Annotated in this window: 21 protein-coding genes, 1 tRNA gene and 1 pseudogene; 14 read left to right on the forward strand and 9 right to left on the reverse strand. The window is 49.2% G+C overall.

Going from position 1 to position 20,820, the window contains the following annotated elements:
- The first annotated feature begins 66 nt into the window (after nucleotides 1–66).
- From rpmG to ACP5SG_RS05990, 11 genes are all read left to right on the forward strand, one after another.
- Nucleotides 67–216 (forward strand): 50S ribosomal protein L33, encoded by a 150-nt coding sequence (gene rpmG / locus ACP5SG_RS05940; protein ID WP_237889520.1) that lies wholly within the window; start codon nucleotides 67–69, stop codon nucleotides 214–216.
- Nucleotides 217–251: 35 nt separating this feature from the next.
- Nucleotides 252–327: transfer RNA gene (locus tag ACP5SG_RS05945), tRNA-Trp, on the forward strand.
- Between the two features lie 53 nt (nucleotides 328–380).
- Entirely contained in the window at nucleotides 381–665 is a 285-nt protein-coding gene (gene secE / locus ACP5SG_RS05950) for a preprotein translocase subunit SecE (protein ID WP_424661521.1), read from the forward strand.
- A gap of 79 nt (nucleotides 666–744) precedes the next feature.
- The gene (gene nusG / locus ACP5SG_RS05955) at nucleotides 745–1,278 is read left to right on the forward strand and encodes a transcription termination/antitermination protein NusG (RefSeq protein WP_237889530.1); all 534 of its coding nucleotides are present in this window, start codon (nucleotides 745–747) and stop codon (nucleotides 1,276–1,278) included.
- 24 nt (nucleotides 1,279–1,302) lie between these two features.
- Nucleotides 1,303–1,728 carry a 50S ribosomal protein L11 gene (rplK, locus tag ACP5SG_RS05960; protein WP_237889532.1) on the forward strand — a complete coding sequence of 142 codons (426 nt, stop codon included), beginning with the start codon at nucleotides 1,303–1,305 and terminating at the stop codon, nucleotides 1,726–1,728.
- A gap of 12 nt (nucleotides 1,729–1,740) precedes the next feature.
- On the forward strand, nucleotides 1,741–2,439 hold the full coding sequence (gene rplA / locus ACP5SG_RS05965) for a 50S ribosomal protein L1 (protein ID WP_237889534.1): 699 nt from the start codon (nucleotides 1,741–1,743) through the stop codon (nucleotides 2,437–2,439).
- 162 nt (nucleotides 2,440–2,601) lie between these two features.
- Nucleotides 2,602–3,117, forward strand: a complete 516-nt coding sequence (rplJ, locus tag ACP5SG_RS05970; protein ID WP_237889535.1) for a 50S ribosomal protein L10 — start codon at nucleotides 2,602–2,604, stop codon at nucleotides 3,115–3,117.
- A 54-nt stretch (nucleotides 3,118–3,171) separates the two neighbouring features.
- The gene (gene rplL, locus ACP5SG_RS05975; protein WP_237889537.1) at nucleotides 3,172–3,564 is read left to right on the forward strand and encodes a 50S ribosomal protein L7/L12; all 393 of its coding nucleotides are present in this window, start codon (nucleotides 3,172–3,174) and stop codon (nucleotides 3,562–3,564) included.
- A 202-nt stretch (nucleotides 3,565–3,766) separates the two neighbouring features.
- Entirely contained in the window at nucleotides 3,767–7,855 is a 4,089-nt protein-coding gene (gene rpoB, locus ACP5SG_RS05980; RefSeq protein ID WP_428122869.1) for a DNA-directed RNA polymerase subunit beta, read from the forward strand.
- A 12-nt stretch (nucleotides 7,856–7,867) separates the two neighbouring features.
- Nucleotides 7,868–11,950, forward strand: a complete 4,083-nt coding sequence (gene rpoC, locus ACP5SG_RS05985; protein ID WP_428122872.1) for a DNA-directed RNA polymerase subunit beta' — start codon at nucleotides 7,868–7,870, stop codon at nucleotides 11,948–11,950.
- A complete protein-coding gene (locus ACP5SG_RS05990; RefSeq protein ID WP_237889543.1) occupies nucleotides 11,947–12,663 on the forward strand; it encodes a class I SAM-dependent methyltransferase in 717 nt (238 codons plus the stop codon). The genes rpoC and ACP5SG_RS05990 overlap by 4 nt, the downstream gene beginning before the upstream one ends.
- Before the next feature lie 23 nt (nucleotides 12,664–12,686).
- Here ACP5SG_RS05990 and ACP5SG_RS05995 read toward each other — a convergent pair whose 3' ends face one another.
- Nucleotides 12,687–12,977 carry an FmdB family zinc ribbon protein gene (locus ACP5SG_RS05995; protein ID WP_407932039.1) on the reverse strand — a complete coding sequence of 97 codons (291 nt, stop codon included), beginning with the start codon at nucleotides 12,975–12,977 and terminating at the stop codon, nucleotides 12,687–12,689.
- A gap of 77 nt (nucleotides 12,978–13,054) precedes the next feature.
- Nucleotides 13,055–14,704: a DUF3373 family protein gene (locus ACP5SG_RS06000; RefSeq protein WP_428122877.1), complete on the reverse strand. Its 1,650-nt coding sequence runs from the start codon at nucleotides 14,702–14,704 to the stop codon at nucleotides 13,055–13,057.
- A 211-nt stretch (nucleotides 14,705–14,915) separates the two neighbouring features.
- Here ACP5SG_RS06000 and ACP5SG_RS06005 point away from each other — a divergent pair, with 211 nt between their 5' ends.
- Nucleotides 14,916–15,269, forward strand: a complete 354-nt coding sequence (locus ACP5SG_RS06005; RefSeq protein ID WP_424661518.1) for a molybdenum cofactor biosynthesis protein MoaE — start codon at nucleotides 14,916–14,918, stop codon at nucleotides 15,267–15,269.
- Nucleotides 15,270–15,319: 50 nt separating this feature from the next.
- On the forward strand, nucleotides 15,320–15,949 hold the full coding sequence (locus ACP5SG_RS06010) for a class II aldolase/adducin family protein (protein ID WP_424661517.1): 630 nt from the start codon (nucleotides 15,320–15,322) through the stop codon (nucleotides 15,947–15,949).
- A gap of 5 nt (nucleotides 15,950–15,954) precedes the next feature.
- Here the strand turns inward: ACP5SG_RS06010 and ACP5SG_RS06015 are convergent, their stop codons facing one another.
- Nucleotides 15,955–16,833 carry a S66 peptidase family protein gene (locus tag ACP5SG_RS06015; protein WP_237889550.1) on the reverse strand — a complete coding sequence of 293 codons (879 nt, stop codon included), beginning with the start codon at nucleotides 16,831–16,833 and terminating at the stop codon, nucleotides 15,955–15,957.
- A gap of 116 nt (nucleotides 16,834–16,949) precedes the next feature.
- On the opposite strand from ACP5SG_RS06015, the gene ACP5SG_RS06020 reads away from it, so the two are divergent.
- Entirely contained in the window at nucleotides 16,950–17,918 is a 969-nt protein-coding gene (locus ACP5SG_RS06020; RefSeq protein ID WP_424661516.1) for a DnaJ C-terminal domain-containing protein, read from the forward strand.
- Between the two features lie 166 nt (nucleotides 17,919–18,084).
- Here ACP5SG_RS06020 and ACP5SG_RS06025 read toward each other — a convergent pair whose 3' ends face one another.
- The 6 genes and pseudogenes from ACP5SG_RS06025 to ACP5SG_RS06050 all read right to left on the reverse strand — a co-directional run.
- On the reverse strand, nucleotides 18,085–18,822 hold the full coding sequence (locus ACP5SG_RS06025) for an MFS transporter (protein ID WP_237889848.1): 738 nt from the start codon (nucleotides 18,820–18,822) through the stop codon (nucleotides 18,085–18,087).
- On the reverse strand, nucleotides 18,762–19,196 hold the full coding sequence (locus tag ACP5SG_RS06030) for a hypothetical protein (RefSeq protein ID WP_237889977.1): 435 nt from the start codon (nucleotides 19,194–19,196) through the stop codon (nucleotides 18,762–18,764). Before ACP5SG_RS06030 ends, ACP5SG_RS06025 begins: the two co-directional genes overlap by 61 nt.
- Before the next feature lie 9 nt (nucleotides 19,197–19,205).
- Nucleotides 19,206–19,442, reverse strand: a complete 237-nt coding sequence (locus ACP5SG_RS06035; RefSeq protein ID WP_424661514.1) for an MFS transporter — start codon at nucleotides 19,440–19,442, stop codon at nucleotides 19,206–19,208.
- Between the two features lie 46 nt (nucleotides 19,443–19,488).
- Complete coding sequence (locus ACP5SG_RS06040; protein ID WP_237889556.1) at nucleotides 19,489–19,698, reverse strand: hypothetical protein; 210 nt, start codon at nucleotides 19,696–19,698, stop codon at nucleotides 19,489–19,491.
- 1 nt (nucleotide 19,699) lies between these two features.
- Nucleotides 19,700–20,380 (reverse strand): HlyD family secretion protein, encoded by a 681-nt coding sequence (locus ACP5SG_RS06045; protein WP_237889558.1) that lies wholly within the window; start codon nucleotides 20,378–20,380, stop codon nucleotides 19,700–19,702.
- A pseudogene (locus tag ACP5SG_RS06050) lies at nucleotides 20,358–20,820 on the reverse strand (hypothetical protein); the annotation flags it as partial. The gene ACP5SG_RS06045 and the pseudogene ACP5SG_RS06050, both read right to left, overlap by 23 nt.

A 20,820-nucleotide genomic window follows, 5' to 3' on the forward strand; every position in this document is an offset into this window, starting at 1 on the left:
TCCGTGAAGGGGGCCGTACCGTAGGCGCAGGTGTGGTGAGTAAGATTATAGAATAGGAGGTTGGATGTGCGAGAGATAATTACCTTGGCCTGTACTGAATGTAAGCGCCGTAACTATACAACCACTAAAAATAAAAAGACGACCCCGGATAAATTACAACTTAAAAAATATTGTCGTTTTGATAAGAGACATACTCTCCATAAAGAAACTAAATAATTGGTGTCGATTTGCTGCTGATTTGTTGTATCGACAGGCCAGTAGCTCTAACGGTAGAGCACCGGACTCCAAATCCGGCTGTTGGGGGTTCGAATCCCTCCTGGCCTGCCAGGGGCAAGGGCACCGTGGGTTGTTTGCTCCGTCGATGGGCAAGGGGGTTTATAGTGGCTAATAAGGTAAAAAACATAAAAGCCGAAGATGTTGATTCATTAGATATAAAGACAGGCCTTGCAGGTGATCGGATGGGCGAGATCAAGGGATGGATTCCAAAGGCCAGGTCTTTCTTGAGAGATGTGAAGACCGAGTTTGACAAGGTTAATTGGTCAAATAAAAAGGAGACCGTTTCTATGGCTATGGCCGTTTTGGCTATATCGATCTTTTTTGCGGCATATCTTGGCGTAGTCGATCTAATATTGTCTAAACTTGTAAGATTTCTTATAAAGGGCTAGTTGATTGAGGCAGTCGTGGAAGGATGGCTAATTCTAAAGAAAAAGATGTCAGGCCTTGTTTGCGGCTGAATTAAAAATTATGGCGCAAAGATGGTATATAATACATACATACTCCGGCTTTGAGACTAAAGTAAAAGAAGCCCTTGAAGAGAGGATAAAGCAGCATGGCCTTGAAGGATATTTCTCGAGCGTTGTCATCCCTACAGAAAATGTGATAGAGATTATCAAGGGGGATCGTAAGACATCATCTAGAAAGATTTATCCAGGCTATGTCCTTGTAAGAATGGAATTTAACAATGAGACATGGCATTTGGTTCAAGAGACCCCGAAGGTTACCGGATTTGTAGGAGGGCATGATCACCCTGTGCCGCTTTCGGATGAAGAGGCTGAAAAGATTATACATCAGATGGAGGAACGGGCGCAGAAGCCGGTGCCTAAATATAGTTTTGAAAAAGGTGATAGTGTGACTGTAATTGAGGGTCCCTTTGCCAATTTTCATGGTGTTGTTGAAGAGGTCAAGCCTGAAAAGGGCAAGGTCAGAGTTTTGGTCTCTATATTCGGCAGGTCAACCCCTGTTGAATTGGAATTCGCGCACGTCCAAAAGGTTATGTAGGGGCGGCGTTTAAAGGAGAAGGAAATGGCAAAAAAGATATCCGCATATATAAAATTGCAGCTACCTGCAGGTCAAGCCAACCCATCGCCTCCTGTTGGTCCTGCCCTGGGACAACATGGCGTCAATATTATGGAATTTGTGAAGGCTTTTAATGCAAAGACGCAGGATCAGGCAGGCATGATTATACCCGTGGTTATAACGGTTTATTCGGACAGGTCTTTTAGTTTTGTACTCAAGACCCCGCCTGCGTCTGTCTTGCTCAAAAAGGCGGCAAAGATAGAGAAGGGTTCCGGTGTTCCGAACCGAGATAAAGTGGGGACTGTCACTAAAAAACAGGTTGAAGAGATAGCTAGGCTTAAGATGCCCGATCTTACGGCAGCAACCATTGATGCTGCAATCAGGACCATTGCAGGTACGGCCCGTAATATGGGGATAGATATAGTTGATTAAAGGAGAAATTCAATGGCTCAGCACGGCAAAAAATATCGTTTATCCAGAGACAAGGTCGACAGAGTTAAGAGGTATCCGCTGGAAGATGCCGTAAGGTTGGTTCTTGAGACACATTACGCCAAGTTTGACGAAAGTGTAGATGCTGCTGTGATTTTAGGCGTAGACCCTAAAAAGGCTGATCAAAACATTCGCGGTTCCGTGGTGCTCCCACATGGAACAGGTCGTACTCCTCGAGTTTTGGTCATCTCAAAGGGCGAAAAACTCAAAGAGGCTGAAGAGGAAGGAGCCGATTTTGTAGGCAGTGAGGAGCTGATTGCAAAGATACAGGAAGGCTGGCTTGATTTCGATCGTGTTATTGCGACGCCGGACGTGATGGGCATGGTCGGAAAGGTGGCCAGGATACTTGGTCCAAGGGGATTGATGCCGAATGCAAAGACAGGCACTGTCACATTTGATGTAGCAAGGGCCGTGAAGGAGATCAAGTCAGGTAAGGTTGATTTCAGGGTCGACAAGGCTGGTGTCGTCCATGTCCCATTGGGGAGGGTGTCTTTCGGGCAGGAAAAGATCAGAGAAAATTTTATGGCCTTTTTGGATACCCTGAATCGTCTAAAACCATCGACAGCAAAGGGCGTTTATATTAAAGGCATATCGCTTTCTTCAACAATGGGGCCAGGCATAAAGGTAGATTCCGCAACTACCAGATTGAACTAATAATATATTATTTTGATTATTAATTTTTACAGGTCAAAGACAGTAGGTACGCCTAAGTGTTTAATGGGATTTTTGGTTGTCCCACCTACCGAGACAGGTGCAGCCTCTGCCTTTGGCAGTATAAAAACTGCCTGTGGGTAGAAGGGGGTGATAAATTTGGCTTTGAAGCGTAAACAAAAAGAGGCCATGCTTGAGAGTATGCATGGTAAGTTTGCCAGATCAACCGCATTGGTGATGGTTGATTATTCTGGGCTCAAGGTGTCCGATTCTGATAGTTTGCGTAAGACCCTTAGAGAGATAGACGCCGAGTTCAGGGTTTCTAAAAATACCATATATAAAAAAGCGGTTGAAGGGACGCAAGCCGAGGTCATCAAAGACCTCTTTGAGGGACCAAAGGCTGTGGCCATCTCATATGGCGACCCTGTAGCTATGGCTAAGGTTCTTGTAAATTTCACTAAGGCAAATGAGGCCCTTCAGATAAAAGGCGGCGTACTTTCTGGCAAATTGATTGATGCAGCCGGTGTTGCTGCCTTGTCGGCTATGCCGAGCCGTGAGTTTCTTTTGGCCCAATTGCTTTCTGCGTTGGTTGCCACTCCGACCGCCTTTGTAAATGTATTGGCCGGGGTGCCGAGGAAACTGCTTTATGCCTTAAAGGCGATTGCCGAAAAGAAGGCATGACATCATCATTATCAAGCTTTGGAGATTTTTTAAAATTTAAGAAGGAGATTTGCAATGTCTATTACAAAAGCTGATGTAATTGATTTCATTTCCAATATGACGGTACTAGAGCTATCTGAGCTCATAAAGGAACTTGAAGAAAAATTCGGCGTAAGCGCCGCCGCCCCTGTGGCGGTGGCCGCTGCCCCTGGGGCCGGCTCTGCGTCTGCTGAAGGAGCGGCCCAGGCTGAGGAACAGACCGAATTTAGTGTCATACTTACCGATGTGGGCAGCCAGAAGATTCAGGTTATCAAAGAGGTTAGGGCCGTCACCGGCCTTGGCTTAAAAGAGGCTAAGGATTTAGTTGAGGGTGCTCCGAAGCCCATCAAAGAGGGTGTTTCCAAGGAGGAGGCTGCCAAGATCAAGGAGATTATAGAGAAGACAGGCGCAAAGGTTGAGATTAAGTAATCTCTTGATCTTGAAGCGTTTCATAAATACGGCATTGTCATATATTAAGACGCCCGGTCTGGAGGGTTAGGTGCGCCCACGGACCGGGTTAAATTCATTTCGGCTGTTCAGTTTTTGAGAATTCAATAAAAAATAGTTTTCTGAAGAATTTAATTTTTAATTAAATTTTCAATTTTTTAAAGCCAATCTGAGGCGGCATCCTATGAATCAATTGCAATTATTACCTGTGAGAAAAAGATTTGGCCGTGTCAAAAAGGTCATAGATTATCCATACTTGATCGAATTGCAAAAACGTTCTTACGAAAGATTTTTGCAGAGGGACAGTGAGTTTGATGTCAAGGAGGATGCAGGACTCAAGGCTGCATTCAAAAGTGTCTTCCCTATAACTGATTTTACTGGCACCTTTTCCCTTGAATTTGTCCAGTATTCAATCGGCGATCCCAAGTATACGGTTGAAGAGTGTATGTCGCGCGGGGCGACTTATGAGGCACCGGTCAAGATAGTGGTCAGGCTCTTGTCATATGATATAGACAAGGAAAGCGGGGTCCAGAGTATACGTGATATAAAAGAACAGGAGATATATTTCGGGACCATACCACTCATGACCGACACCGGCACATTTATTATCAACGGTACAGAAAGGGTGGTCGTGAGTCAACTCCAAAGGTCCCCGGGCATCTTTTTTGATCATGACGCCGGCAAGGTACACACCAGCGGGAAGCTCCTCTATTCGGCAAGGATCATCCCTGTACGTGGGTCATGGATTGATTTTGAATTCGATGTCAAGGACATCTTATACGTCAGGATAGATCGTAAGCGTAAATTCCCTGTGACCGTACTGCTTAAGGCCCTTGGGTATGAAGATATTTTAGGTAGTTTTTATGACAAAGATAACTATCTGATAGAGGGTCAACTCATTTATCGCAAAGTGAATCCAAAGACGATGCAGGCGCAAAAGGCGAGTATGGATGTCTTGCATCCGCAGACCGGCGATGTCTTAGTAAGAAAGGACCTGAAGTTTTCAAAAACAGTACTTAAAAAGCTTGAGGATCTCGGTGTGACGCGCATCCCTGTCGATGAACAGGAACTTATTGGAAAGATCGTCGCGGAGGATGTTGTAGATCCCTTAACCGGTGAGGTGCTTTTGGGCAGCAATACGGAGATCAAGGCCGAAGATCTTAATCTATTGAGGGAAAAGGGGATATCTCAGGTATCAACCCTTTTTATCGATGGTGTAAAGGTCAGTTCATCCATACGTGACACATTGTTGCTTGACAAGACCCGGAATCGAGAAGAGGCCATTATTGAAATATATCGCAGGCTCCGCCCAAGTAGCCCACTCATAATAAATGTGGCTGAAAAATTCCTTCAATCCCTTTTCTTCAATCCTGATACATATGATCTCTCCGAGGTCGGCAGGTACAAAATAAATCAGAGATTTAAAACCGATATACCACTCAATGTAAAAACCCTTACACCAGAAGACATCCTTAATACAATCAAGGAGCTTGTTAGGTTGAAAGACGAGAGAGGGCCTGTTGATGACATAGATCATCTTGGCAATAGGAGAGTGAGGTCTATCGGTGAATTGATAGAAAACCAGTATAGGATTGGGTTGGTCAGGATGGAGAGGGCAATAAAAGAACGGATGACCCTCCAAGAGGTGGAAACCCTTATGCCTAATGATCTTGTCAATCCAAAGCCTGTAAATTCTGTTATGAAGGAATTTTTCGGCTCCAGTCAGCTTTCTCAATTTATGGACCAGACAAATCCCCTTTCAGAGGTTACTCATAAGCGGAGGCTCTCAGCCTTGGGCCCGGGTGGACTTTCAAGGGAGAGAGCAGGATTCGAAGTGCGGGATGTGCATCCAACCCACTATGGACGTATATGTCCTATTGAAACCCCTGAAGGGCCCAATATAGGCCTTATAGTATCTCTTAGCACATTTGCTCGTGTAAACGATTATGGCTTTATAGAGACGCCTTATCGCATAGTCAAGGACAGGAGGGTTACCGGTGAAGTGGTCTATATGACCGCGTCCGAGGAGGACCATGAGACTATAGCCCAGGCGACGATTGAGCTCGATGCGAACGGGAGGATTGTTGATGATCAGGTTGGTGCGAGGATCAAAGGCGAGTTCTTAATGGTGCCCGCAGATGAAATAACTGCCATAGATGTGGCGCCGAATCAGTTAGTGAGCGTATCAGCCGCCTTGATACCTTTTCTTGAGAATGATGATGCAAACAGAGCGCTTATGGGTTCCAATATGCAGCGCCAAGCCGTTCCTCTCCTTGTGTCAGAGGCCCCGCTGGTCGGGACAGGAATGGAGGCCACCGTAGCCAAGGATTCGGGCGTTGCGATTATAGCGAAACGGGACGGGTGGGTGGATTATGTCGACTCGACCAGACTCGTCGTTGTCTATGAAGGAGATGAGGCGGAGGGTAGGCCTATTGAGGTCGAGATACATAAGCTCAAGAAGTTTCAGAAGTCAAATCAGACCACCGTATTGAATCAGAAACCCTTAGTTCACCCAGGACAAAGGATCAGAAGGGGTCAGGTGCTTGTGGATGGGCCTTCAACGCATAGGGGCGAGCTTGCGCTTGGCAAGAATGTAGTTGTGGCGTTTATGCCCTGGCTAGGTTACAATTTTGAAGACGCGATCATTATAAATGAACGGATCGTCAAAGAAGACGTCTATACGTCTATCCATATTGAGGAATTCAGCGTAGAGGCCAGAGACACCAAGCTCGGTAAGGAGGAGATAACAAAGGATATACCGAATGTCGGGGAAGAGGCGCTGAAAAATCTCGACGAGAGCGGGATTGTCCGCATAGGTGCCGAGGTCAAGGCTGGCGATATCCTTGTAGGAAAGGTAACGCCCAAGGGTGAGACATTGCTGTCGCCTGAGGAAAAACTTTTAAGGGCCGTTTTTGGTGAAAAGGCGGGCGACGTCAAGGATACGTCCTTGAGGGTGCCGCCTGGCATAGAAGGTGTGGTAATAGACGCCAAGGTATTTTGTAGAAAGGGCGTAGAAAAAGATGCAAGGGCCCAGGCCATTGAAGATGTTGAGATAGCCAGCATCCAGAAAGACCAGGCGGATGAGCTCAGTATAATACAGCATGTCGCCATAGAGAAGTTGGTAAGACAACTTGCCGGGAAGAGGCCGGCTGTTTCCATAAAAGACAGCAGGGGTAATGTCCTCCTTGAGGCCGGCAAAGAGATGAACGCCGAGGCCGTGAGAAGGACGCCTATCTATCGTTTCCAGGAATTGATTCTTGAGGGCCAGAAGAGGCTTGATCCTGCAGTGGCCGATATCTTGGCTTGGTATAATAAAGAAGATGAGCGTATAAGAAGGCATTTTGAAGGCAAAATCGAGCGTCTCAAAAAGGGTGACGAGCTACCGCCAGGTGTCATCAAGATGGTAAAGGTCTATGTGGCCATGAAGCGCAAGCTCCAGGTAGGCGACAAGATGGCCGGACGGCATGGAAACAAGGGCATCGTGTCGAAGATCGTACCGATTGAGGATATGCCGTATTTTGAAGACGGGACGCCGGTTGATATTATCTTGAATCCACTCGGCGTGCCATCGCGAATGAACGTTGGACAGATTATGGAGATACATCTTGGCTGGGCGGCCAAGAATTTGGGTGAGCAGGTGGCACGTCTTGCAAGGGAAAATGACATAAAAAGGGTCAAGGCAAGGCTTGGTGACATCTTCAAAGGAGATGGCGAATTGGAGGCCATGCTTGACAAGATGGATGACGATAGTCTTAGACAGTTTGCAATGGGACTTGAGCATGGGATCCCGATGGCAACGCCTGTCTTTGATGGTGCCGATGAGTCGGTCATCAGGGGTTTGCTTGTTGATTCAGGACAATCCGAATTGGGTCAAGTTACACTTTATAATGGACAGACGGGTGAGCCGATAGCCGAACCTGTAACAGTAGGGGTTATGTATATGCTCAAGCTTCATCATCTTGTTGATGATAAGATACATGCCCGTTCAACAGGTCCTTATTCATTGGTCACGCAGCAGCCGCTCGGAGGTAAGGCCCAGTTCGGTGGTCAGCGCTTGGGTGAGATGGAGGTCTGGGCCCTTGAGGCCTATGGTGCAGCACATGCCCTCCAGGAGTTCCTTACAGTCAAGTCTGACGACGTAGCCGGGAGGTCAAGGATGTATGAAAAGATAGTCAAGGGTAACAATTTCCTTGAGGCCGGCCTTCCGGAATCATTTAATGTTTTGGTTAAAGAACTCCAAGGTCTTTGCATGGACATGGAACTTATTGAATAGAGGGTTTATCGAATGGAAGATCTCCTTTCTTTTTTTTCAAAACCGAAAGATCCTTTAAATTTTAAGGCGGTCAGGATATCTATAGCCTCACCCGAAAAGATGCTCGAGAGGTCTTTTGGTGAGGTTAAGCAGCCTGAGACCATAAATTATCGTACCTTTAAGCCTGAAAGGGATGGCCTTTTCTGTGCCAGGATATTCGGTCCTATAAAGGACTATGAGTGCCTGTGTGGCAAGTACAAACGAATGAAGCACAGGGGTGTAATCTGCGAGAAATGTGGCGTAGAGGTCATTCAGGCGAAGGCTAGGCGCGAACGTATGGGCCACATAAGCCTTGCCGCCCCTGTGGCGCATATATGGTTTTTAAAGAGCCTTCCGAGCAAGATTGGCGCCCTTCTTGACCTTAGTCTCAAGGAACTGGAAAGGGTCCTGTATTTTGAATCCCATATAGTGCTCTCTTCCCAAGTGCCTGAACTTGCTGTGGGCACCATATTATCAGAGGAACTTTACACAAAAAACCTTGATCTTTACGGCTCCAAGTTTGAAGTAGGTATAGGTGCAGAGGCCATCCAGATGCTCCTTGCAAGGATAGATCTCGATTCCCTTTCAAGGGAGCTGAGAGACGAGATGATCAAGACCAAGTCGGAGGCGAAACGCAAGAAGCTCGGGAAGCGCTTGAGGGTGATAGAGGCCTTTAAAGACTCGGGCAACCGACCTGAATGGATGATACTTAATGTCATCCCTGTGCTTCCGCCGGACTTGAGGCCCCTTGTTCCCCTTGACGGTGGACGCTTTGCTACATCTGACCTCAATGATCTATATAGAAGGGTCATAAACAGAAACAACCGCCTCAAGAGGCTCCAGGAGCTCGACGCCCCTGATATCATCGTGCGTAACGAGAAGAGGATGCTCCAGGAGGCGGTTGATGTACTGTTCGACAATGGACGCAGAGGGCGTGTTGTGACTGGTCCCAACAAAAGACCTCTTAAGTCCCTTTCTGACATGCTGAAGGGGAAACAGGGACGTTTCAGACAGAATCTCCTTGGCAAGCGTGTCGATTATTCGGGCCGCACAGTAATTGTCGTTGGTCCCGAACTGAGACTGCACCAGTGTGGCCTTCCAAAACGTATGGCGATCGAGCTTTTTAAGCCCTTCATCTACAATAAACTTGAAGAAAAGGGCCTTGTGACCACTATAAAGAGTGCGAAGAAGATGGTGGAAAAAGAGGTTCCAGAGGTCTGGGACGCCTTGGATGAGGTGGTGAAGGAATATCCCGTTATGTTGAACAGGGCACCTACATTGCACAGGCTGGGTATTCAGGCGTTTGAGCCTATTCTTGTCGAGGGTAAGGCCATTCACCTGCACCCACTAGTCTGTACTGCATACAATGCAGACTTTGACGGCGACCAGATGGCGGTCCATCTGCCTCTGTCTGTCGAGGCCCAGACCGAGGCAAGGGTACTTATGATGTCCACCAACAACATACTCTCGCCCGCGCACGGTGAGCCTATTATACAGGCCAGTCAAGACATTGTGCTCGGTATCTATTATATGACCAGGGAACGGCCAGGCGTAAAGGGTGAGGGCAAGATATTTGCTTCAAAGGAAGAGGTGATTCAGGCCTGGGATGCCAGCATCGTGCACTTGCAGGCGAAGATCAAGGCAAGAATTAGGGACGAGCTTGTAGAGACCACCGTAGGAAGGGTGATATTGTCTGACATCCTCCCTGAATATGTGCCATTTTCATATATTAATAAAGTAATGCGTAAAAAGGATATAAACAAGCTTATTGATATAAGCTACAGACTTGCTGGTGCCAAGCAGACCATCATATTGGCTGACGCCTTGAAAAATATGGGTTACAGGTTCGCTACATTGGCAGGCATTTCTATTTGCATAAACAATCTCGCCGTGCCTGTGCGCAAGGAAGAGATACTTGAGAAGGCCCAGGAAGCCGTTTCAGAAGTTGATAGGCAGTACAAGGAGGGTCTGCTTACGGAGAGCGAGAGATATAATAATGTTATAGATATCTGGACAAGGGCTACTGACGAGGTCGCCTCAGAAATGATGGAAGGTATCTCCGTTGAGTACCATCGCAACGCTAATGGTGAGGTGGTTTCATCACCAAGCTTTAATCCGGTTTTCATCATGGCTGATTCAGGTGCAAGGGGTAGCAAGGACCAGATAAGGCAGCTTGCCGGTATGCGTGGGTTGATGGCTAAGCCGTCCGGCGAGATCATTGAGACGCCTATAAAGGCCAATTTCCGTGAGGGTTTGAGCGTGCTTGAATATTTTATCTCTACTCACGGCGCAAGAAAGGGTCTTGCAGATACGGCGCTGAAGACAGCCAATTCCGGCTATCTGACTAGAAGGCTCGTTGATGTGGCCCAAGACTCTACGATATATGAAGAGGATTGTGGTACCATTGATGGGATTGAGATGGAGCATCTTATAGAGGGCGGCGAGATCATACAGCGTCTCGGAGAACGCATATTGGGTCGTGTAGCCCTCATGGATATTGTGGATCCGGTTACTGGCGAGGTATTGGTCAAGGCCAATGAGGAGATAGATGAAGATGCTGTAGTCAAGATAGAAGACGCCGGGATCTCCAGGGTTGAGATCAGGTCGGTTCTTACCTGTCGGTCGCCTTATGGGGTGTGCGCTAAGTGTTACGGGCGTGACCTTGCAAGAGGGCGCATGGTAGCTATTGGTGAGGCTGTAGGTATTATAGCCGCAGAGTCGATCGGAGAACCTGGTACACAGCTTACCATGAGGACATTCCATATAGGTGGCGCAGCTGGTGGCAAGGTCGAGCAGGCGGATATCAGGGCAAGAGGGGGTGGAGTCGTGCGTTATGAAAGGATTAGCGCGGTGCGCAATCCTGCAGGGCGCATGGTGGTGCTAAACAGGAACGGCGAGCTGGTGATCATGTCACATGACGGCAGGGAGAGGGAGCGTTATCCAGTAATATACGGGGCAGAGCTAGTGGTTGAAGATGGGGCGGCTGTTGAGCCGGGTCAAAAGTTGGCTGAGTGGGATCCGTTTACAAACCCAATCCTTGTAGAGGTGTCTGGAAAGGTGAAATTCGGGGATCTTATAGATGGGGTCACTATAGAAGAAAAGGTGGATCAGCTTACGGGTAGGGCGAGTCGTGTGGTTATACAACATCGGTCTTCCGACTATACGCCTCGAATTTCGATTAAGGATGAGCGGGGAAGGACATTGAAGTTGCCAAGCGGCAAGGGAGATGCCCGCTATCTTCTTCCGGTTGGTGCCATCGTTGTAGCGAATGAGGGTGACGAGATCAGGGCTGGAGAGATTATTGCAAAGATACCTAGGGAGACGACAAAAACAAAGGACATTACAGGAGGTCTTCCTAGGGTTGCGGAGCTCTTTGAGGTGAGAAAGCCGAAGGAATATGCGATTATATCCGAGATAGACGGTGTTGTGTCTTTCGGTAAGGACCTAAAGGGCAAACGGCGTGTGATCATTACCCCTGAAGTCGGCGAACCCAAGGAATACATGATACCGAAAGGCAAGTATATAAATGCCCACGAAGGTGACTATATACGTGCAGGCGAACCACTAATGGATGGCGTAATCAATCCGCACGATCTCCTGAGGGTCAAGGGTATAAAGGCCTTGGCCCGTTATATGGTAAATGAGATCCAAGAGGTCTATCGGCTGCAGGGTGTCAAGATAAACGACAAACATATCGAGGTGATAGTCAGGCAGATGGTGCGCAGGGTTAAGATTACAAGCGTGGGCGACAGTACGTTTATGCTCGGCGAACAGGTGGAACGCTATAGATTTGAAGAGGAAAACGAGAAGTTGATCGCCGAAGGCCGGCAACCTGCAACCGCTGAGCCGATGTTGCTCGGCATAACTAGGGCCTCTTTGACGACTGACAGCTTTATATCTGCAGCTTCGTTCCAGGAGACGACGAAAGTCCTTACCGATGCATCAATTGCCGGCAAGATAGATTATTTGAGGGGTCTTAAGGAAAATGTCATAATGGGCCGATTGATTCCGGCGGGGACAGGACGGGTCTTTTATGACGAGAAAGAGTGCCGCAGGGCCGCTGCTGCAACGTCATGAATACAGAACCAGAACGATCGATGTCGGAGCTTATACCTCCTTGTGTAAAGTCGGTTTATGAACGTCTGGATTCCAGATATTCATTGGAATTTGAACCACTGACTGTAAGGGGCAGGCATTTTAATTTTCTCCATCCAGGCGATATAGAACCGCTGATCAAGGGGAGAGACATCTTCGCTGACGTATCCGATTTTCCTTTCTGGGTCAAGATATGGGAGGCGGCGGTCGTGCTTGCGGATTTTATGGCGAGGATGCCGACGGACCCTGGTAGGCGTATCCTTGAGCTCGGGGCCGGTGTGGGTGTGGCCGGTATTGTGGCGGCTGCTTTTGGCCACTGTGTTACGGTAACGGATTTTGACGATGAGATATTGGATTTTGCAAGGGTATCTGCCGCGGTCAATGGCTGTGAAGGCGTGTTTCAAAAGAGGCTAGATTGGCTTGAGCCTGACGGCTCACTCGGTAAGTTTGAGATTATAATAGGTTCTGAGATACTCTTTAACTCAAGGTTCTTCGCACCCCTCCTGAAGGTGTTTGAGATATTTCTTGCGCCGAATGGCGTGATTTATCTTTCCCATGACAAAAGACGCAAGAGCCTTGCAGGGTTTTTGGGGTTCTGTTCGGGGTGCTACGATATCGCTATAAAAGAAGTTACACTCCATTCAGGTGAAGACGAGTCTTTTCAGATCTTACTTACGAGGCTTACTCCCAAGTAAAGATAAAATAGGTGGCTGTTTTTCTATTTCTCTCTGTTATGACCCGATAGTTCAAATGTGGCGCAGCTGCCCGACCCGCACGACCTTTCCTGTATAGTGCACCCGGTAGATGCCTTAGACGTAGCCATTGATCTTGACATATTTGTCTTTTTATTCCCTCCGTCTGCCACGGATATGTTGGCTGCGCTTAAAACCTTTTGAACATCAGGGCTTTGGCACATCGGACATCGCACATCTACTATTTCTACCTTACTTATGAGTAGCAGTTCAAAGTCGGAATTGCAACTTCTGCATCTGAATTCATGTATCGGCATAGCTTATCCCTCCATAAAAAAGGGGAGGCGAAGCCTCCCCCCTTTTTTATATTATCTTCCTGGTTGATTCGATGGTTTTAGAAGTATACCTCGAAGGTCAGGTAGGCGTTATCCATGCGGTCAACCCCTGGCTGGCCCATGTAAGAGGCATTCTGTGGATCCTTCAGGTTGTCGATATCAATCGGTTTACCCACCCAGTTTCCACTTCCTGTGTAGTTTATCCAGTAATACTGATAGCCTGCCCTGATGAATGCGCGGCCAAGCTTTGAAAGTGGTGTGTCTGGAATATCCCATATCCAGTAGATCTCGCCTACATGACCACGGGTGGCAAGCTTTGACAGATAAAGGTCATCGGATGCAGGAGTGAAGTTGATCCAGTACCGTGAGCCATAGTTATACTCAACGCCAAGCTTGCTGCGAAGCTGCTCGATAGGTACCCTAAAGCCTACATACGCTGCCCAGCCCCAGTGTTTTTGATTCTCACCCGGGTTGTTAAGTAGTCCGTAGCCGCCTATACCCTGTGATGGGTCACCTGGATTGATAAGACCTATATATTCCCTGCTTACGCCGCGTGGGTCAGTATAGCTCATGCCAGCGCTCAGGAAGTAATCGATATTCAAGAACTGTGCGGGAAGTTTGTGCATGAATACACCGCTCAGATGATAGATATCACCCAGGTTGTTCGACGGTTTGCCAAACATGACCAAGTTATTGTAAGCATTAACTGGGGATGTGCTTATGTTTTCCATTGTATCCGGGATGTCTCCGGCCTTGAAGAGCTGGAGGTTTGCGAACATGTCTCTATCAGGGTCGTCGATTACATCCCAGTTTATACCGTATAGATCGACATTGTCTATCTTCTGCTGATAGGGGACATCCTGGAATCCTGTCTGATAACCGCGGCCGTAGCAGATCCTGATTTTACCTGGGAATGGATTAGAATAGGAGTAGCCAACGGTTGCGCCGTCAAAGGTCCAGTCCACGCCAAGGGCTGTAGGGGTTGCATAGCGGTTCAGCAAGTTTTCCTTGAGCTGGAGCGGAGGCCCGTCAACAGTCGGCCTACGGCCAACTGAGAACCATATCGGATACCCGCCTATATTTGTCCAGTTCACATAGGCCATCTCAACCCTGACTGTGTTGTCGTTTGGCCTGCGGCTAATGTTTGGATCCCAGAGATAGCCGTTTGAGGCGAAGAACGGGGCGGCTGTTGCATTAGCCGTCTCCATGCCCCATATCTTGTACATGGCAAGACGGCCCTTGAACATTATGTTCTCGGTTGCCTCGGCGCTCATGTTCAGACGGAGCCTTGTGGTGTAGAGGTCGTCATTTTTCGGGCTATAGCTCCTCTGATAAAATTGGTTAATAGTCGGCATCGGGCCCTTCATGCCGCCCTGCTGCCATGCCTGCAAGGCGCTCATGTACTGCCTTTCATCATAGTAACCAGGCACATGCGCCCTGGTTGAATCCACCCTGAATCTGAAATCGCCTCCGTCGAAAGAGAAGTTGGTCTTGGCCAGTCCGCCTCCCACCTTCTGAGAGACCTTCTCGACTGTCTGGCTGGTTTCTTGCTGTTTGGTCTGGACATTCTCCAGTTCCGACTTCACCTTTGCGAGCTCAGCGTTAAGCGCGTCGATCTTTTTCATGAGCTCTTCTGGCGTAGGTGATGCCAATACCATGGCCGGTATCAGCATGACCAATACCATGATCCCTACTAACAGTTTCTTCATCGTTTCTTGCCCTCCTTTTGTTTTTTTAGTTCTCTTTTTTAGTCTACTACATTAAAGGAAACAGCTAAAGCGATCGCGGCCTTCAAGAAGATTAACGCCCGATCAACAGGTGACATTTGTCACACAGTTGACATTTCATTAAATATAATTAAATCGTCATTATGTCAACATTAAAATTCCTTAAAAATTTTTTAAAGTAAGGAGAAACGTTATGAATATAGACTCATTCTTAAAAAGACTTAAAGATGCTGCAGGTGGCAAGGCTGGCATGGTGCTCATCCATAACGGAGTTGTACGGGACCATTCAAGGGATGGACGTCCTGTATGCGCAGTGGATATCGAGGTCGATCGCAAGCGTCTAGATGAGATTATCAGGGATGCAAGGCGGCTTCCCGGCGTTGTCGCTGTTGATACAGAGATACGTGAGGGGCGCTTGAATGTGGGCGATGATGTCATGCTCCTCGGCGTGGCCGGTGATATAAGGGACAATACGATCAGTGCGCTTTCGTTGACCCTTAACCGCATAAAAAAAGAGGTCACAAAGAAAAAGGAATATTATATATAGTTGCACATTGGGATCGGGGCGCAACAAGATGAATTCCGAGGTATTTTAAATTGAGCGTCAATATAGAAATGGCCGGCCTTCGCAGGTCGATGGTGCTTGTCTGCAGGCTGCTTTATCAGAAGGGGCTTATTGCTGGGCCGGATGGCAACGTGAGCGTCCGACTTGGAAATGGTTTTATCTTGATTACACCAACCGGTGCACACAAGGGCATTTTGTCTGAAAGTGACCTCGTCATGGTGGACGAGAAGGGTGATCCAGCAGGCGATGCCGGTAAGGATCAAGGGCAAAGGCCGTCTTCCGAAATCTCGCTTCATCTCGCCATTTATAGAAAGGATTCAGGTGCAATGGCCGTGGTGCATACCCATGCCCCGTGGACAATGGCCTTGAGTCTTGCAGGGTTTAAGTTTACCCCTCACCTCATGGTCGAGGGAATGATGTTCTTGGGTGAAGTCCCTGTGGTAGGGTATGCACCGCCTGGAAGCAAATTGCTTGCCGATGCCGTAGCTGGGGTCCTTGACAAGGGGCCAGCCCAGATACTCGCGCACCACGGCGCGATAACCCGCGGGCCGAGTTTGATGAAGGCCTTCGAGCTGATGGAATGCCTTGAACATACTGCAAAGATCACAGCCTTGGCGAGGCTCCTTGGCGAGCCCGTTCCCCTGGTGGACAGCGGCGGCTGATATTCCTAAGCCGGGGCTAGTATGCCGACATCGCCGTTCAATTCATATACACCCCCGAGAAGCATCGGAAAGTTGTCTTCGCCGTGGCCTGCAGGGATATCTATGATTACCGGGATATCCAGGCTGGAAAGCCTGTCTTTGAGGAGCTGTTCAGGGCTGAAATCTGAAGACTGGTCCTTTGTGAGGCGTCCGACGGCAATGCCAGATACCTTTGAGAGTCGTCCAGAGGCCACAAGATGGGTGAGCATGCGGTCAAGCCTGTAAGGTGCCTCATTATAATCTTCAATAAACAGGATGGCATCGTCCCATGGCGGTTCGTAAGGGGTCGCCAGGGTATGGACAAGGCATGTAAGATTCCCGCCTATCAACCTGCCGTAAACGAGCCGGTTTTTTCCTTTTATCAACGGTCTGGCAGGAAGTGGCGGGAACTTGCCTTTTTCAAGACAGGACCAGAGCGCAGCCCTTGACGCCGGGCTTGTCTTCGGAAGTGTGGTTATAAGCGGGCCGTGGATGGAACGCAGCCCCCTTGAGTTGAGTGCGGCATGTAGGAATGTGATATCGCTGAAGCCTATAATTAAAGGATGCGCAGATCCCGCCACTCTGCCCCAATCGATCTTATCTATCCATCTCGAAGACCCATAGCCGCCCCGCATGGTCCAGATAAAATCGTTTGAGACATCCTGCATATATTTGGAAAAACGGGCGGCCTGTACTTCATCGTCTTCGGCCAGATAGTCGAACGGTCCACTGCGAGATGTTGGTCCAAAGGGGTCTCTGGTCCATATCAGTTCAGGTCCTTCAATGTCGATTATTTCAAGTCCTTCCTTGATTTTTTGCGGATCAGGTGGGCTTGAAGGGGCAAAGGGCGCTATTTTTAGGGACATATAATTTCAACCTGTTCTTTTAAGAGGGTCTACCTTGACTTTGTGCTGCATATCATTAAATTGAAATGCAAATTTTATAATATTTCAATGAGTTTTAATAAATTTTGGATGCAGATATGGAAAATGCAAAGGATTATTACAAAGTACTAGGGGTATCAAAGACCGCAACCCCCGATGAGATAAAAAAGGCCTTTCGTAGGCTTGCAATGAAGTATCATCCTGACAAGAACAAGGGCGATAGGGCCGCGGAGGAACGTTTCAAGGAGATAAACGAGGCCTATGCGGTTTTAAGCGATCCTGAAAAGAAGAAACAGTATGATACCTTCGGTTCTTCTGAATTCAACCGTCGTTATACTCAAGAAGATATATTCAGAAACTTCGATTTTGGTGATATCTTCCAGGAATTCGGCATCGGCGGCAAAGGCGGGGCCAGGGCGTGGAGGGTCAGTTTTGGCGGGAGACCGGGTGGCGTAGGCTCATTCGACGATTTGATTAGCCAGATCTTCAGTCAGGGGACAGGTGGCGTAGGCGAAGGATATGAAAAGGCGGACCGCTTTGCCTCCGCTCGGCCTGGCGAGGATATAACGCTTGAGATACCCCTTTCTCCAAGAGAGATGTCTGAAGGTTGTGAAAAGAGGCTTGCCTTTGATGCCGGCGGGCTTGAGGAACGGATATCTGTAAAGATACCACCTGGGGTTGGCCCAGGGAAAAAGATCCGCGTGGCTGGGAAGGGCGGGGTTGGAGCAGACGGCATAAGAGGGGACCTCTATCTCGTGGTCCGTCCACAGGTTGACAGTCGCTTCAGGGTCAATGGATTGGACCTGGAGATAGATCAGCCGATAAGTTTCAGCAGCGCATGCCTCGGTGGAGAGATCGAGGTTCCGACTGCATTCGGCGGCAGTGTCAGACTCAAGATACCACCCGGGACCGGGCCTGGAAAGAAGCTGCGTATAAAGGGCAAGGGTCTGCCTGATGGCAAAGGGGGGAGCGGCAATCAATATGTGCGGCTCATGGTGGACGTCCCGAAGAGGCTTACCGTCGCCCAGAAGGAGCTTGTACTCAAGTTACAGAATGAAGGATTGTAATACAGGCAAACGGACAGCCCGATATTTTATTCATATCCAGTATTGGTGATCTGTCTTGTTGCGCTGCGGCATTAAGTCCATGTATTTCAGTTTTTCATTGATATCCTTACAGGATCTCTGTCTTTTTCATCGGGCCCTTTTGAATCTTGACCCCGCAGGACCGAGATCAGTGGAACAAGATGCGCTTTGTGATCGTTGACCCCGTCAGTTTCCGGATGCCTTGGCGGATTTGCTGGCCAGGGCGGTACGCCCTGGCCAGCAGCAGTACCAGTGGTATGATACTCAAAAACAGTAGGCCAAACACCCAGGATATATCGTTGTATGTCAGCATGGTTGACTGCATGTCCACAATCCGATTTGTCAGCGCATAAATTGTATGCTGCACACCCTGGGTATTGAGTCCTGCATGCCTTAGTGCGGTTCCGGCAATTCGATTGTATTCGGCATAAGGCATATTAAAGGGGTTTACATGATCGACCAGATAGGATCGGTGGATCTGCTGGCCACGATCCACCATCGTGGCCGCCAGCGCGTATCCGATGTTGCCACCGACCCGACGCGCCAGGGTGTAAAGGCCGGTTGCATCAGTCATGTCAGGGCTGGGTACAGTGGACAGTGAAAGGGTGCTTAAGGGCACGAACACGAACGGCATGCCAATACCCATGATCAAGAGCGTGGGGACAAGGTTCCAGAACCCTGCGGCAAGCGACAATCCGGCGAGATCATAATAGGACCAGAAGGTGATCCCGACGCCGAATATCACCAGCACCCGTGCATCGATATGGTTGTAAAGTCGGCCCACGATTGGCATGAAGAGCAGCAGCATGAATGCCCGCGGCGCAATCACCAGCCCTGCCTGGAACGCAGGATATTCCAGCAGGTCCTGTGTAAATTGAGGCAGAATGAATGTAGTGCCAAAAGGGCGATGCCAAAGATTATCCCTATGGCAGAGCCGATGGCCAGCGGGGCATTGCGCAGGATCCGGAAATTGATTACCGGTTCCGGCGCAATCAGTTCCCAAATCACTAGGCTGATCAGCGCCAGTACACAAACAACGGTCCCTAGCACAATCAGGCGCGAATCGAACCAGTTCTCTCTTTGTCCCCGTTCCAGTACGATCTGCATGGTGGTCAGGGCGACCGCCAGCAGACCGATGCCGATCCAGTCGATTTTCTGATCCCGCGCCGCAGATACGGCGGATCGTGAACAAAGGCGCCGATCATGAAAATACCGATGATGCTTATCGGGATGTTGATGAAAAAATCCAGGGCCATCCATAGTAATCCGTCAGCCAGCCGCCCACAATCGGTCAATCGCTGGTGCCAGAACGACCCCCATGCCAAATATGGCCATGGCCATCCCCTGCTCCTCCTTGGAAAACGACTCCCGAAGAATTGCCTGCGAAACTGGGATCAGCGAACCGCCGCCGATCCCCTGCAGCACCCGGTAGAACAACATCTGTGGAAACGAAACCGCTGTACCGCACAGAACCGACCCTACCGTGAACATTGCGAACGACCACATTAGAGCTTCTTGCGGCCGATGAGCGTACTGAACCAGCCGGCCATGGTCACCAGATTTCGGCGATGCTGTAGGCTGTGGATACCCAGGTTATCGATGAGAGATCCTCGGAAAAGGTACCCATCATGTGCGGCATGGCCACATTGACGACACTGACGTCCATGACTGCCATGAACGCGCCGAACATGACCGTGACTGCCACCAGCCATTTATTTACCTCGATTAACTTGGTGGTGGTATTTTCGGATGCGCCGTTCATTTTATTGCTGCGGCCCCACTCTTCGTGTGGAGCGGAGCCTTGTTTTTCGAGATATATTTCGATCCGTCGGACGGCCATCCCACGGCGCCGATATCCACGTCTGGTACCACTGACATCCCCGGGACCAACAGCACTTTTTAGTCTCTTGCGGACGGTCGAAAACAATTTTGACCGGTACCCGCTGGACGACCTTGACATAATTGCCTGTGGCGTTTTCCGGCGGAAGCAGACTGAAGCGGGCGCCCGACCCATGCTGGATGCTGTCCACATGGCCGTGGAAGGTGAAATTTGGGTATGCATCCACCGAGATTTCAACCGGCTGGCCGGGTCGCATGTGTGTCAGCTGTGTTTCCTTGAAATTGGCCGTAACATATACATTCCGAGGCACCAGTGCCATGAGCGATTGTCCGGGCTGCACGAACTGCCCGAGCTCGACATCTTTTTTGGTCACAAAACCGTCGCATGGCGCATAAATCTTTGTATAGGAAAGATTCAGACTGGCCTGGGCGACATTGGCCTTGGCCTGGTCGATATCAGCACTAGATACTTTCGCTTGAAAACGGCTCTGTTTGATCTGCTGGGGTGCGGACTGTGCCGCAGTCAAGCGGGCATTGGCCTGTCGCTGGCTGGCTTCTGCAGCCTTGATCGCCGCCTTGGCTTCACGAACAGATGCTTTTGTCAACCTTCTTTTCCGCCGCCCTTAAATCTGCAGCGGACATTTGTTCAGCGGCTACGGCGCGATCAAGGTCTTGAAGTGATACTGTTTTCGTCTTCGCCATCTCGCGGTACCGCTTTAAGTTCGTCGCATCCAGCCGATACCGCCCCCTTGCGGATTCGGCCTCTGCCTTTGCTTGGGCGAGTGCTGCTTCACACAGGGCAAGTCGTGCCTTGGCCTCCTGAACTGCCGCTCTTGCCGATTCCACATTGTCTTTGGCTTCATTCAATTCGGCCGTGGCGGTGATCCGGGTTAGTTCGACACTGATGTTGCGTGCCCGATTAGCGGCTTTTGCCGCTTCCAGCGCGGCCTCCGCCCCATCCAGACGGGCCTGGAAATCATGCGGATCCAGGCCGGACACCCGCGGGCTTATTGGAATGATATCTCCATCGATAAAGGCATCATCG

Source organism: Dissulfurimicrobium sp. (assembly GCF_049968175.1).
GTDB lineage: Bacteria > Desulfobacterota > Dissulfuribacteria > Dissulfuribacterales > Sh68 > Dissulfurimicrobium > Dissulfurimicrobium hydrothermale.

Coding starts and splice junctions, on each gene's coding strand:
- ACP5SG_RS05995 (WP_407932039.1), bottom strand. CDS start 12,977: ATGCCGATACATGAATTCAGATGCAGAAGTTGCAATTCCGACTTTGAA.
- ACP5SG_RS06030 (WP_237889977.1), bottom strand. CDS start 19,196: ATGGATGGCCCTGGATTTTTTCATCAACATCCCGATAAGCATCATCGG.
- ACP5SG_RS06015 (WP_237889550.1), bottom strand. CDS start 16,833: ATGTCCCTAAAAATAGCGCCCTTTGCCCCTTCAAGCCCACCTGATCCG.
- ACP5SG_RS05990 (WP_237889543.1), top strand. CDS start 11,947: ATGAATACAGAACCAGAACGATCGATGTCGGAGCTTATACCTCCTTGT.
- rplA (WP_237889534.1), top strand. CDS start 1,741: ATGGCTCAGCACGGCAAAAAATATCGTTTATCCAGAGACAAGGTCGAC.
- ACP5SG_RS06035 (WP_424661514.1), bottom strand. CDS start 19,442: ATGTGGTCGTTCGCAATGTTCACGGTAGGGTCGGTTCTGTGCGGTACA.
- rplL (WP_237889537.1), top strand. CDS start 3,172: ATGTCTATTACAAAAGCTGATGTAATTGATTTCATTTCCAATATGACG.
- ACP5SG_RS06005 (WP_424661518.1), top strand. CDS start 14,916: ATGAATATAGACTCATTCTTAAAAAGACTTAAAGATGCTGCAGGTGGC.
- rplK (WP_237889532.1), top strand. CDS start 1,303: ATGGCAAAAAAGATATCCGCATATATAAAATTGCAGCTACCTGCAGGT.
- ACP5SG_RS06040 (WP_237889556.1), bottom strand. CDS start 19,698: ATGAACGGCGCATCCGAAAATACCACCACCAAGTTAATCGAGGTAAAT.
- ACP5SG_RS06000 (WP_428122877.1), bottom strand. CDS start 14,704: ATGAAGAAACTGTTAGTAGGGATCATGGTATTGGTCATGCTGATACCG.
- rpoB (WP_428122869.1), top strand. CDS start 3,767: ATGAATCAATTGCAATTATTACCTGTGAGAAAAAGATTTGGCCGTGTC.
- ACP5SG_RS06020 (WP_424661516.1), top strand. CDS start 16,950: ATGGAAAATGCAAAGGATTATTACAAAGTACTAGGGGTATCAAAGACC.
- nusG (WP_237889530.1), top strand. CDS start 745: ATGGCGCAAAGATGGTATATAATACATACATACTCCGGCTTTGAGACT.
- rpoC (WP_428122872.1), top strand. CDS start 7,868: ATGGAAGATCTCCTTTCTTTTTTTTCAAAACCGAAAGATCCTTTAAAT.